11 protein-coding genes are annotated in these 12829 nt (G+C 72.4%); 10 read left to right on the forward strand and 1 reads right to left on the reverse strand.

The genetic code is table 11. The features are described from left to right. Position 1: 1 nt before the first annotated feature. The 4 genes from AC07AL_RS19230 (at position 2) to AC07AL_RS19245 (ending at position 5169) form a co-directional block, all read left to right on the forward strand. Positions 2-925: a hypothetical protein gene (locus tag AC07AL_RS19230; protein WP_400808525.1), complete on the forward strand. Its 924-nt coding sequence runs from the start codon at positions 2-4 to the stop codon at positions 923-925. Between the two features lie 118 nt (positions 926-1043). Beyond that, positions 1044-1976, forward strand: coding sequence for a FadR/GntR family transcriptional regulator (locus AC07AL_RS19235; RefSeq protein ID WP_363584519.1), 933 nt, complete (start codon positions 1044-1046; stop codon positions 1974-1976). 454 nt (positions 1977-2430) lie between these two features. Further along, positions 2431-4068, forward strand: a complete 1638-nt coding sequence (locus tag AC07AL_RS19240; RefSeq protein WP_363584517.1) for an RNA polymerase sigma factor — start codon at positions 2431-2433, stop codon at positions 4066-4068. A 300-nt stretch (positions 4069-4368) separates the two neighbouring features. After that, positions 4369-5169 (forward strand): S1 family peptidase, encoded by an 801-nt coding sequence (locus tag AC07AL_RS19245; protein ID WP_400808719.1) that lies wholly within the window; start codon positions 4369-4371, stop codon positions 5167-5169. A 193-nt stretch (positions 5170-5362) separates the two neighbouring features. On the opposite strand, the gene AC07AL_RS19250 is transcribed toward AC07AL_RS19245, so the two are convergent. Then, on the reverse strand, positions 5363-5596 hold the full coding sequence (locus tag AC07AL_RS19250; RefSeq protein WP_363584513.1) for a DUF7455 domain-containing protein: 234 nt from the start codon (positions 5594-5596) through the stop codon (positions 5363-5365). A gap of 537 nt (positions 5597-6133) precedes the next feature. On the opposite strand from AC07AL_RS19250, the gene AC07AL_RS19255 reads away from it, so the two are divergent. The 6 genes from AC07AL_RS19255 to AC07AL_RS19280 form a co-directional block, all read left to right on the forward strand. After that, on the forward strand, positions 6134-8245 hold the full coding sequence (locus AC07AL_RS19255) for a DNA gyrase/topoisomerase IV subunit B (protein WP_363584511.1): 2112 nt from the start codon (positions 6134-6136) through the stop codon (positions 8243-8245). Positions 8246-8408: 163 nt separating this feature from the next. After that, complete coding sequence (locus AC07AL_RS19260; RefSeq protein ID WP_400988761.1) at positions 8409-8894, forward strand: CcdC protein domain-containing protein; 486 nt, start codon at positions 8409-8411, stop codon at positions 8892-8894. A 54-nt stretch (positions 8895-8948) separates the two neighbouring features. Beyond that, positions 8949-10109 carry a sensor histidine kinase gene (locus AC07AL_RS19265; protein WP_363584507.1) on the forward strand — a complete coding sequence of 387 codons (1161 nt, stop codon included), beginning with the start codon at positions 8949-8951 and terminating at the stop codon, positions 10107-10109. A gap of 73 nt (positions 10110-10182) precedes the next feature. Further along, positions 10183-10878, forward strand: coding sequence for a response regulator (locus AC07AL_RS19270; RefSeq protein WP_400988762.1), 696 nt, complete (start codon positions 10183-10185; stop codon positions 10876-10878). Positions 10879-11003: 125 nt separating this feature from the next. Next, positions 11004-11567, forward strand: coding sequence for a DUF485 domain-containing protein (locus AC07AL_RS19275; RefSeq protein ID WP_400808513.1), 564 nt, complete (start codon positions 11004-11006; stop codon positions 11565-11567). Positions 11568-11599: 32 nt separating this feature from the next. After that, positions 11600-12829, forward strand: a 1230-nt coding sequence (locus AC07AL_RS19280) for a solute symporter family protein (protein ID WP_478317830.1), incomplete at its 3' end; no start/stop codon positions are given.

Consider the following 12829-nt stretch of genomic DNA (forward strand, 5'->3'; position numbering starts at 1 on the left):
CGTGCGTGTCCTGGCCTACGAGCTGCGCCGCCTGCGCGGCCTGCGTTCCACCTGGCTGCTGCTCGCCGCCGTGCTGCTGTGCGACGCCGTCACGGCCGCCGTCCTGGCGAGCCAGGCCCCGGCCGGCCCGCTGGCCGTCCCGGCCGGGGTGCGGCTGCTGACCGCCGCCGTACCGCTGATCCCGCTACCGTTCGCCGCGTTCGGGGCCGGCGTGCTGGGCGCGCTCTCGTACGGGCACGAGGTGCGACACCCGGGGCTGCCGGCCTCCCAGGTGTCGTACCCGCGGCGGGTGCGACTGCTGCTGGCCAAGCTGCTGGTGGTCGGTCCCGTCGCGGGGCTGCTGGCGCTGGCGACCCTGCTCCTCGACGCGGTGGCGGTGCAGCTGGCGCTGCCGGGAGGGGTGACGGTGGCCGCCTGGGCGGAGCCCTCGGCCTTGTCGGACCAGGTGTCGCAGGCGCTGGCCGCCACCGGGCTGTCCGGCCTGGCCGACCTGCCGGGCCTGACCGACCTGCCGGGCGTGTTCGCTCCGGTGGCGCTGGCGGCCGGCCACGGGGCGCCGGCGGCCCTGCTGGCCTTCGTCCTGCTGACCGTCGTGGCGGGCTGGACCGGGGTGCTGACGACGTCACTGACCCGCAGCGCCTCGGTCGGGGTGCTGCTGTTGTGCGCGCTGCCGCCGCTGCTGGAGTCCGGTGTGGCGCTGCTGCTGCGGGAGACCGGCAGGCCGTGGCCGACCCGTGCGGCCGAGCTGCTGCCGTTCCAGTCCGGCGTCGAATGGGCCTACGGCTGGGTTTACCGCGGGGAGCACGAGGCGGTGGCTGGGAGCGCGGCGCTGACGGATCCGGCTCTGCTCGCGGCGGTGGCGGCGCCCGCGGCCGTCCTGCTGCTCGCGGCGCTCCTGGTGCAGGTCCGGCGGCGCGCGCTCTGACGCCGGGCGCCGAGGGGGCGGCCGCGCCGAAGCATCAAGATCGACCAGCAGTGACCGTAATGCGCGGTTCTTCCTGATAAGAAGTCAATTATCCAGTCGCGGTCGATCACCCTTTCGTGTGCTTTTCACGAGAATTCTCAAGCTGCGCCCGCCGATCGCCGACAAAGGAGCTGTGAGTACCCTTGCGCACCCCACCATGACCCCCGCCCGTTCCGCCGACGGACCCATCCACGGCCCCGGCGATCTGGACCGCTTCTCGTACGCCGACCGGCCGACTCCGCCGGCGCCCCGTTGGGAGGGCGCCGAGTCCGATCTCGCCCGGGTCGGCCGCAAGACCACCAGTAGCCGCGGCCGCGGTCTGCACGGCCAGCTGGTCCAGCAGCTCGGCCAGATGATCGTCTCCGGCGACCTGGGCGCCGACCGTCCGCTCGTGCCCGAGGAGATCGGCCAGCGGTTCGAGGTGTCCCGCACAGTCGTCCGCGAGTCGCTGCGCGTCCTGGAGGCCAAGGGCCTGGTCAGCGCCCGGCCGAACGTCGGCACCCGGGTCCGTCCGGTCGCCGACTGGAACCTGCTGGACCCGGACATCATCGAGTGGCGCGCCTTCGGCCCGCAGCGGGACGAGCAGCGCCGGGAGCTGTTCGAGCTCCGCTGGGCGATCGAGCCGCTGGCCGCCCGGCTCGCCGCCGGCCACGGCCGGGAGGACGTCCAGCAGCGGCTGGTCGAGCTGGTCGAGATCATGGGCCACGCCGCCGCCCAGGCCGACCTCTCCACCTACGCCCGGGCCGACGCCGAGCTGCACGGCCTGATCCTCCAGATGGCCGGCAACCGGATGCTGGAGCACCTGTCCGGGATCGTCGCCGGCGCGCTGCAGGTGTCGGGCGGGCCGGCCATCTCCTGCGAGCGCGCCTCCGAGTCCTCGGTCAGCCTGCACGCCAGGCTGGTGGATGCGCTGGGCACCGGCGACGGCACCGCGGGGGAGGCCGCGATGCGGGCGCTGCTCACCGTCCACCCCGAGATCGAGCCGTCCGTCCCCGCCCCTCGGGAGCACTGAGCGGGCCGTTCCGGTGAGCGGGCGCCCCGTCCGTCCTCCGTTCCTCCAGGGCCCTCCGGCCGCACCCGCGCGGCGCAGCCGGAGGGCTTCTGCATGTCGGCGGTCCGACCCGAACGTTTGATGCCCCGTCCATGACAACGGGTTTCGGTGCGAGTGCGCGATGATGGATTCCGGCCCCGTGGCCGCGGGCGCCGAGTGGTGTGACCCGCGACACGAAGGCCATGCGTAACACTTGACGAGTAGCAGCGATGTCTCCTGAGCGGGAGCAGCTCCGGAATACTTCAACATGTCACAATGCTGTGTTGGTCCGCGGCGCTGCTGCCGTCCTGCAAACCCAGTCCTCAAGCCCGAGTCGGTCGGAATCGACACCGCGCGCCCGACGCGCGATTTCCTTCCCCGCCCGCTCGGGCGGCCGGTACGGGTTCGAGTCCACTCATCGTCCGAGAGGTTGTTCGTGTCGGCCAGCACATCCCGTTCGCTTCCCCCCGAGATCGCCGAGTCCGCAGCTCTGCTGGCGCTCATCGAGCGGGGCAAGGCCCAGGGGCAGATCGCCGGTGACGACGTGCGCCAGGCGTTCGAGGCGGACCAGATCCCGGTCACCAAGTGGAAGAACGTCATGCGCAGCCTCAACCAGGTGCTGATTGAGGAGGGGGTGGACCTCATGGTCAGCGCGGCCGAACCGGCCGGCGCCAAGCGCAAGAGCGTTGCTGCCAAGAGCCCCACCAAGCGCACCGCCACCAAGGCTGTCACCACCCGGAGCCCGGCCGCCCCCACGGCCCCGACCAAGCCGCCCGTGCGGATCGCGCCCGGTGCGCCCGTCGCGGCCCCGGCCGTGGCGGCCGCCACGGCGTCCGCCCCCACGGTGTCCGCCGAGATCACCTCGGAGACGACCGGGGTCGCCTCCGGGCTGAAGGCGGTCGCGGCGAAGAAGGCCGCCCCGGCCAAGAAGGCCGCGGCCAAGAAGACCGCCGCGCCGGCCAAGAAGACCGCCGCCAAGAAGACCGCCGCCAAGGCGGGCAAGGGCGACGAGGAGCTCATCGGCGAGGAGGAGCTGCTCGAGGACGTCGCGCTGCCCGGCGACAAGGCGGGCGAGGAGGCGGAGCCCGAGGAGGAGTCGCAGGGCTTCGTGCTCTCCGACGACGACGAGGACGACGCGCCGGCCCAGCAGGTCGCCGTCGCCGGTGCCACCGCCGACCCGGTCAAGGACTACCTGAAGCAGATCGGCAAGGTCCCGCTGCTCAACGCCGAGCAGGAGGTCGAGCTCGCCAAGCGCATCGAGGCCGGTCTGTTCGCCGAGGACAAGCTCTCGGCCGCCGACAAGCTCGCCCCCAAGCTCAAGCGCGAGCTGGAGATCATCGCCGAGGACGGCCGCCGCGCCAAGAACCACCTGCTGGAGGCCAACCTCCGCCTGGTGGTCTCGCTGGCCAAGCGCTACACCGGCCGCGGCATGCTCTTCCTGGACCTGATCCAGGAGGGCAACCTCGGTCTGATCCGTGCGGTCGAGAAGTTCGACTACACCAAGGGCTACAAGTTCTCCACCTACGCCACCTGGTGGATCCGCCAGGCGATCACCCGCGCCATGGCCGACCAGGCCCGCACCATCCGCATCCCGGTGCACATGGTCGAGGTCATCAACAAGCTGGCCCGGGTCCAGCGCCAGATGCTCCAGGACCTGGGCCGCGAGCCCACCCCGGAGGAGCTGGCCAAGGAACTCGACATGACCCCCGAGAAGGTCATCGAGGTCCAGAAGTACGGCCGTGAGCCGATCTCGCTGCACACCCCGCTCGGCGAGGACGGCGACAGTGAGTTCGGTGACCTGATCGAGGACTCCGAGGCGGTCGTCCCGGCCGACGCGGTCTCCTTCACCCTGCTCCAGGAGCAGCTGCACTCCGTGCTGGACACCCTCTCCGAGCGCGAGGCCGGCGTGGTCTCGATGCGCTTCGGCCTGACGGACGGTCAGCCGAAGACGCTCGACGAGATCGGCAAGGTGTACGGGGTCACCCGTGAGCGCATCCGCCAGATCGAGTCGAAGACCATGTCGAAGCTGCGCCACCCGTCGCGTTCCCAGGTGCTGCGCGACTACCTGGACTGATCAGGCCGGTACGGCAAGCGTGTGACGAAGGCCCGGAGCCCCACGGCTCCGGGCCTTCGCCGCTGTCCGGGCCCGGGCGGGTCAGCGTCCGGGTGGCCGTTGTCCCTCGTCCGGGTGGCGGTGCGACGGGAAGCGGTCGCACCGCGTAGTCGATCACCTACGCTGTGGCGGTTGCCTGCTGCCGAGCCGACTGGAGTCACGGTGCTGCCCAACCCGGACCGCGCTGCCCTGCCGACCCCCGCCCCGCCCCCGGCGAGCCCGGCGGCCGCCCGTGCGGGCCGCCGCCGACGGGCCGCCGTACTGGCGCTGCTGGCCGCCGTCCCCGTCCCGCTGGTCGCGCTCGGCGCGGCCGGTCCGGCCGGGGCGCAGCGCCGGGTGGTCGGCGGCACCGCCGAGACCACCGTCGACCACCCGTGGGTGGTGGCGCTGTCCAGCCGCCAGCAGTTCGGCAGCGGCCGCTCCGGCCAGTTCTGCGGGGGAGCGCTGGTCACGCCGACCAAGGTGGTGACGGCCGCGCACTGCTTCTACGACGAGTCCAGGGGCGCCAAGGTGGACCGGCCGGGCCTCAAGGCCGTCATCGGCCGGGACGACATGCGCAGCTCGGCCGGCCGCGAGGTGCCCGTCCGGTCGGTGTGGATCCACCCCGACTACTCCTTCACCGCCAACCTGAACGACGTCGCCGTGCTCACCCTCGCCGACCCCCAGGACTCCCGGCCGGTGATCGACCTGGTCGGCCAGGGCGAGACCGAGCCGTACGCGGCCGGGACCGCCGCGCGGGTCTTCGGCTGGGGCGACACCACCGGGCGCGGTGACTACTCGCCCACGCTGCGCGGGGTGGAGGTGCCGATCATCGCGGACCAGACCTGTGCGCAGGCCTACCCGGGCGGGCCGGACGGCAAGTTCGACGCCCGGGGCATGGTGTGCGCGGGTGAGGAGAAGGGTGGCAAGGACGCCTGCCAGGGCGACAGCGGCGGCCCGCTGGTCGTCGGCGGCCGACTGGTCGGCCTGGTCTCCTGGGGGACGGGTTGCGCCGAGGCGGCCCACCCGGGCGTCTACACCAGGGTGGCGTCCGTCGCGGACGCGGTGCGCTCGGTGCTGTGAGGGCCGCCCGGGCCGTTGCCGGTGACCAACTGGTCACGTTCTGACGTCACATCGCTGCGGAGCGTGCCGGTCTCCGTGAACAGCAGAGCCGGGCGACCGGTTCCCGAGGGGACCTGTCGCCCGGCTCACCGGTCGCGCGGAGTGCGCGACCGGATACACAGCTCGACGCCGACTGCTGGTGTGGCGCCTTGGATCAGCGCTCTTCTTCGGCGGCCGTGGCGTTGGCGGTGCCGCTGAGACGGCCGCTCTCGTCCTGTATCTCCACGGCGATCTTCTTGAGCTCGGGCTCGAACTTCCGGCCGTGGTGGGCGCAGAAGAGCAGCTCTCCGCCGCTGGCGAGTACGACGCGCAGGTAGGCCTGGGCGCCGCAGCGGTCGCAGCGGTCAGCCGCGGTGAGCGGGCTCGCAGGTGTCAGAACAGTAGTCACGTCGCCTCTTCTCTAGCTCGACGAGCTGTCGTACCAGGGTCAACATCCAACCAGGCCGAAAACGTTCCCGCTCGTGGCTTTTCTTCTCTGAGGATTCTGCTGTGTTGATGAGGACGTGCCCCGGGGGCCGGTGGTTCATGCGTACCGAATCCCAGGATCCGCCCGTCCCTCGAACGCCCGATCGGGACCGGGTGCGAGGTCCGCGTAGCATAATCCTCTGCCGGGTTGGAGCATAAGCCCCGCCCCGGGCCCCGGTAGCCTGCATAACGGCAGTTCCGGAGCCTGTGCCAGGCCCCACGATCCGCCAGGACCGGTGGTACCGGGAGGAGATGGCGCCCCGGGGTCCGGATACCGGAGCGGTCCTTGTTCGCGCAGCGCGTACAAGCTGCGCGGGAGCGGCCCGCCGTGCTGTGCACCCAGCGGAGGGGTGCGAGCACACCGGGCGACGACTGTCGGTGCGGCGTGCTGCACTGGCGGATGGTCCGGATGCGTCCGGATGTGACCGATGAGACAGAACTTCACCGAGGAGAGTGCCGCGTGAGTGCCGAAACGACCGTGCCGTCCGCACTGCTGGCCGGCGACGACGGTTCCAACTACACCGCTCGGCACCTGCTCGTCCTGGAGGGCCTGGAGGCGGTCCGCAAGCGCCCCGGCATGTACATCGGCTCGACGGACAGCCGCGGCCTGATGCACTGCCTCTGGGAGATCATCGACAACTCCGTCGACGAGGCGCTGGGCGGTTACTGCGACCGCATCGAGGTCCTGCTGCACCCGGACTCCTCGGTCGAGGTCCGCGACAACGGGCGCGGCATCCCGGTCGACGTCGAGCCCAAGACCGGGCTGTCCGGCGTCGAGGTCGTGATGACCAAGCTGCACGCCGGCGGCAAGTTCGGCGGCGGCTCCTACGCGGCCTCCGGCGGCCTGCACGGCGTCGGCGCCTCCGTGGTCAACGCCCTCTCCGCCCGGCTGGACGTCGAGGTCGACCGCAGCGGACACACCCACGCGATCAGCTTCCGCCGCGGCACCCCCGGCATCTTCACCGAGGCCAGCCCCGACGCGCCCTTCGAGCCCGCCAACGGCCTGACCAGAGCCCGCAAGGTGCCCAAGGCCCGCACCGGCACCAGGATCCGCTACTGGGCCGACCGGCAGATCTTCCTCAAGGACGCCCGGCTCTCCCTGGAGCACCTGCACAGCCGCGCCCGGCAGACCGCCTTCCTCGTCCCCGGCCTGACCATCGTCGTGCGTGACGAGCGGCTCACCGAGAGCGAGCAGGTCGAGGAGTCGGTCTTCCGCTTCGACGGCGGCATCGCCGAGTTCTGCGAGTTCCTGGCGCCCGACAAGCCGGTCTGCGACGTGCTGCGGCTGCGCGGAGAGGGCACCTTCAAGGAGACCGTGCCCGTCCTGGACGAACTCGGCCACATGACCCCCACCGAGGTCACCCGGCAGCTCGGCGTGGACATCGCGCTGCGCTGGGGCGCCGGTTACGACACCACCCTGCGCTCCTTCGTCAACATCATCGCCACCCCCAAGGGCGGCACCCACATGACCGGCTTCGAGCGCTCGCTGGCCAAGACCGTCAACGAGGCGCTGCGCGCGGCCAAGCTGCTGCGCGTCGCCGAGGACGACATCACCAAGGACGACGCCACCGAGGGCCTCACCGCGGTGGTCACCGTCCGGCTCGCCGAGCCGCAGTTCGAGGGCCAGACCAAGGAGGTGCTCGGCACCTCGGCGGCCAACCGGATCGTCGCCGCCGTCGTCGCCAAGGAGCTCAAGGCCTTCCTCACCTCGGCCAAGAAGGACCAGAAGCTCCAGGCCCGGGCCGTGCTGGACAAGGTCGTCGCGGCCGCCCGCACCCGGGTCGCGGCCCGCCAGCACAAGGAGGCCCAGCGCCGCAAGACCGCGCTGGAGACCAGCTCGCTGCCGGCCAAGCTGGCCGACTGCCGCAGTGACGACGTCGACCGCAGCGAGCTCTTCATCGTCGAGGGCGACTCCGCGCTCGGCACCGCCAAGCTCGCCCGCAACTCCGAGTTCCAGGCGCTGCTGCCGATCCGCGGCAAGATCCTCAACGTGCAGAAGGCCTCGGTGAGCGACATGCTCAAGAACACCGAGTGCGCCGCGATCATCCAGGTGATAGGGGCCGGTTCGGGCCGCACCTTCGACATCGACCAGGCCCGTTACGGCCGGGTCATCTTCATGGCCGACGCCGACGTCGACGGCTCGCACATCCGCACCCTGCTGCTGACGCTGTTCCACCGCTACATGCGGCCGATGGTCGAGCAGGGCCGGGTTTTCGCCGCCGTGCCGCCGCTGCACCGGATCGAGCTCACCAGCCCCAAGCGCGGCCAGGAGAAGTACCACTACACCTACTCCGACGCCGAACTGCGCTCCACCCTGCTGGAGTTCCAGCGCAAGGGGCAGCGCTGGAAGGAGCCGGTGCAGCGGTACAAGGGCCTGGGCGAGATGGACGCCGACCAGCTGGCCGAGACCACCATGGACCCGCGCCACCGCACGCTGCGCCGGATCAACCTGGGCGACCTGGAGCAGGCCGAGCGGATCTTCGACCTGCTGATGGGCAACGACGTCGCCCCGCGCAAGGAGTTCATCGTGGACTCGGCGGCCACCCTGGACCGCTCCCGCATCGACGCCTGAGGCCTTCGGATCCTTCCGGCACGAGGGCCCTCCACCCACGGGTGGAGGGCCCTCGTGCTGCCGGTTCCACCTGTGGTCCACCCCGGCGCCGATCAACCGGGGGCGCCGGATCCGTAGCGTCGGAGAGGTCAGTACAAGCCTCCTGTCGGGACGGAGAAGTCCGATGACCGCCCTCGTCAACATCGTCGTGATCATCGCGGTGATGGTCCTCGTGGTCCAGCGCCAGATGCGCGCCCAGCGCCTGGACACCGAGCGTCGTTTCTGGCTGCTGCCGCTGATCCTCGGCGTGCTCGCACTGCGCGACCCGCAGCTCATCGACCACCAGCACACCGCGCTGTCCGCCACCCTGGTCGGGTGCGGCCTGGCGGCGGTGGTCGCGATGGGCTCCGTCTGGGGCTGGACCGTGCGGCTGTGGCGGGCCGGGGACGGCTCGGTCTGGGCCAAGGGCACCAAGGCCACGGTGGCCGCCTGGGTCGGCATGCTCGCCATCCGGCTCGCCCTGTACGGCATCGGCGCGGCACTGCACGTCCACCAGGCGGGCAGCGCGCTGCTGCTGGGACTGGCGGTCCTGCTGCTGACCCGCTCGTTCGTGGTGAACTGGCGGGCACGGGCCCTGGACCTGCCGCAACAGGCCGCCGTACCGCGCTGACCGCCCTGTCGGGGCCTGCCGGGCCCGCTGTCCGAGAACGTCGAGGAGGCACCTGTGGTCGAGTGGTACTGGACCCGCTGGCCGTCCCGCGAGGGGCTGGAGCGCGAGGTCGGGAGATGGCCGCGGCGGGCCCTCTCCCTGCTCGGCCGCACCGTCCTGCTGGTCGTCGTCTGCTGGGGGACGTTCTCCGGCGGCAAGTACGCGGGCTGGGCGGTGGTGGTCGTGGCGGCCGGACTGCTCGGGGTCGCCGCCCTGGCCACCGGCTACCTCTACGCCACCCGGGAACAGCGCCTGGCGCTCTCGCTGGGCCTGGCCGTCGCCCTGCTCGGCAGCGCCTGGCTGGCCAACTGGGGGCAGGCCTACCTGCTGGCCGACTTCGTCTGGTGCGGGCTGGCCGTGGTCGGGGTGGTCCGGCTGCCGCCCGCGCCCGGCCTGCTCACCGCGGCGGCCGCGCTGGGCTCGTACACTGCCGCCAGCTGGGCGAGCTGGGTGAGCATCTTCGCCACCATCGGCGGGCTCGGCCTGCTCGGCTACCTGCTGCGGCTGGACGTCGAGGCCCGCGGCACCGCCCGCCAGCTGCTCACCCAGGAGCGCGCCGCCCGGGCCGCCGAGGCGGAGAGCGCGGCGCTCGCCGAACGGGCCAGGATCGCCCGGGAGATCCACGACGTGCTCGCGCACAGCCTCTCCGCGCAGCTCGTCCACCTGGAGGCGGCCCGGCTGATGCTGGACGCCGGCACCGACCGCGGGCAGATCCGCGAGCGGGTCGTCGCCGCCCGGCGGATGGCCCAGGACGGGCTGGTCGAGACCCGGCAGGCGCTGTCCGCGCTGCGCGGCGAGCTCACCCCGGTCGGTGAGTTCCTGGTGGAGCTGACCGGGCGGGAGCGGGCCGCGCTCACCGTCACCGGCACGCCCCGACCGCTCGCCGCCGAGGCCGCCCTTGCGGTGCGGCGCACCGCGCAGGAGGCGGTGACCAACGTCCGCAAGCACGCGCCCGGCGCCCGGTGCACCGTCGAACTGCGCTACCTGACGGAGGCGGTGGAGCTGGAGGTGCGCAACTCCCGCCCTCCGCGCGGCGAACCGTCCGGGGAGCTGGCGGCCAGCGGCAGCGGGTACGGTCTGCTGGGGATGCGCGAACGCGCGGAACTGCTCGGCGGCACCCTGCTGGCGGGCCCCGAGGACGGAGGGTGGCGCGTGCTGCTGCAGGTGCCGGCATGAGCGAGCGCGGCGAGCTCATCATCAGCAGGTGCGGATTTCGCGAAGCGACTGCCGAGCGAAGCGGGGCGGGCGCATGAGCGAGGCAGAAGTCACCAGGGTGCTGGTGGTGGACGACCAGACGGTGGTGCGCGAGGGCATCGTGATGCTGCTGGGGCTGCTGCCCGGCATCGAGGTGGTCGGCGCGGCGGCGGATGGGGAGGAGGCCGTCGCCCTGGTGGAACGGTGTCACCCGGACGTGGTGCTGATGGATCTGCGGATGCCGCGCGTCGACGGCGTCGAGGCGACCCGGCGGATCCGGGCCGCGCACCCGCAGACCGAGGTCGTGGTGCTCACCACCTACGCCGACGACGACTCGCTCTTCCCCGCTCTGCAGGCCGGGGCGCGCGGCTACCTCACCAAGGACGCCGGTGGCGAGGAGATCGCCCGGGCGATCGCGGACGTCCGCGCGGGGGCGGCCGGGCTCTCGCCGCAGATCCAACTCCGTTTGCTGGAAAGGCTTTCAGGGCCTGCGGCCGGATCCGCGCCGGGGGCCGGGAAGCCGGCCGGGCGGCCGGGGGAGCTCCCGGACGGGCTGACCGCCCGGGAGGCGGAGGTGCTGGCGCTGATCGCGGAGGGGCTCTCCAACGCCGAGATCGCCCAGCGGCTGTTCGTCAGCCAGGCCACCGTGAAGACGCACATCAACAACCTGTTCGCCAAGACCGCGGTACGGGACCGGGCGCAGGCGGTCTCGTACGCCTTTCGACACGGGATCACCGGTACGCAGCAGTAGTCGGATGAGTGTCTGTCGGATGATCGATCACCTCATCGAGTGAAGGTATCGGCAATGGTCAGAGGGGCTGTCCGGCGGCCACCATCATGGTTGGGGTCAGAGTGCCCGCCGGTCCAGGAGCAGTTGTGCCACAGCAGCAGACGAGCAGTCCCGGACAGGGGCAGCGATTTGACTGGTGGGCCGCTCCGGCCGCCGCCACCGCCGCCGACCGGCCGGACGTGCCCGGCCAACCGGCGGTACCGGCCCAGTCGGCCCCCACCCGCGCGGTCCAGCCGGTACCGGCCGAGCGGGCGCCCGTCCGGGCCGCCGCTGCCCCCGCCGCCCAGCCCGCCGTCGAACCGGCGACCGCCCCCCGGGCCCTGGTGCCCGCCACCGACAGCACCGAGGTGTACCGGGCCGTCCAGCGCAGCGACGCCTTCCAGGACATCCGCCGCAGCTACCGGTCGTTCGTCTTCCCGGTCAGCGGAGCCTTCCTCGGCTGGTTCCTGATGTACGTCGCCGCGCAGGCCGCCGCCCCCGGCCTGATGCGCAGCCAGGTGGCCGGCCCGCTCAACGTGGCCTGGCTGCTCGGCCTGCTGCAGTTCGCCTCCACCTTCCTGCTCACCTGGCTCTACGCCCGCAACGCCCGGACCAAGCGCGACCGCGCCGCCCTGGGCCTGCGCTGGGACACCCAGGACCAGCTGCGATGACGACCACGATCACGACCGCGGTGACGACCGCGATGACGACCGCCACCCCGCCCCCCGTCGCCCCCACCGGCGACCACCACGACCTCGCGATCGCGCTGTTCGCCGTCGTCGTCCTGGTCACCCTGGCGATCACCCTCTGGGTCGGCCGCCGGGGCAGCGCCACCGAGGACTTCTACGCCGGCGGCCGCGACTTCACCCCGCTGCAGAACGGCTTCGCGCTCTCCGGCGACTACCTCTCCGCCGCCTCCTTCCTCGGCGTCGCCGGGCTGATCGCGCTGTACGGCTACGACGGCGTGCTCTACAGCATCGGCTTCCTGGTCGCCTGGCTGGTGGTGCTGATGCTGGTCGCCGAACTGGTCCGCAACGCCGGCCGGTACACCCTCGCCGACGTGCTCGCCCTGCGGCTGCGCCGCCGCAAGGTCCGGGCCGCGGCCGGTGGCGCCAGCGTCGTCGTCACCCTGCTCTACCTGGTCGCCCAGATGGTCGGCGCGGGCTCGCTGGTCGCCCTGCTGCTCGGCACCAACAGTGCCCAGGCCCGGACCTGGACCATCGTCGCCGTCGGCGGACTGATGATCGTCTACGTCACGATCGGCGGGATGCGGGCCACCACCTGGATCCAGATCGTCAAGGCCTTCCTGCTGATCGCCGGCTCGGTGCTGCTCACCGTGCTGCTGATGGTCCGCTTCCACGGCGACGTCGGCGAGCTGATGCGCCAGGCCGCCCAGCACAGCGGCGCCGGGCGGCGCTACCTCGAACCCGGCCTCAAGTACGGCGCCACCTTCACCAGCCGGCTCGACTTCTTCAGCCTGGGCCTCGCCCTGGTGCTCGGCACCGCCGGACTGCCGCACATCCTGTCCCGCTTCTACACCGTGCCCACCGCGCGGGCCGCCCGCCGCTCCACGATGTGGGCGATCGGCCTGGTCGGCGGCTTCTACCTGATGGCCATCGCGCTCGGCCTGGGCGCGACCGCGCTGGTCGGCTCGGCGGAGGTGCGGCACGCCAACTCGGCCGGGAACACCGCCGTCCCGCTGCTCGCCCTGGTGCTCGGCGGCGGCAACGGCAGCACCGGCGGGGTGGTGCTGTTCGCGCTGATCTCGGCGATCGCCTTCGCCACCATCCTCGCCGTGGTCGCCGGGCTCACCCTGGCCTCCTCGGCGGCCTTCGCCCACGACATCTGGGCCGGTGCCTGGGGGGGGGGGGGGGGGGGGGGGGCCGGCGGGGGGGGGGGGGGGGTCCCGGCGTGCCGGCCGGGGGGGGCGGGG

It is taken from the genome of Kitasatospora sp. NPDC043949, assembly GCF_056435365.1.

Excerpts from the sequence above, each read along its gene's own strand:
- AC07AL_RS19270 (WP_400988762.1), top strand. The coding sequence starts at position 10,183 with ATGAGCGAGGCAGAAGTCACCAGGGTGCTGGTGGTGGACGACCAGACG.
- AC07AL_RS19260 (WP_400988761.1), top strand. The coding sequence starts at position 8,409 with ATGACCGCCCTCGTCAACATCGTCGTGATCATCGCGGTGATGGTCCTC.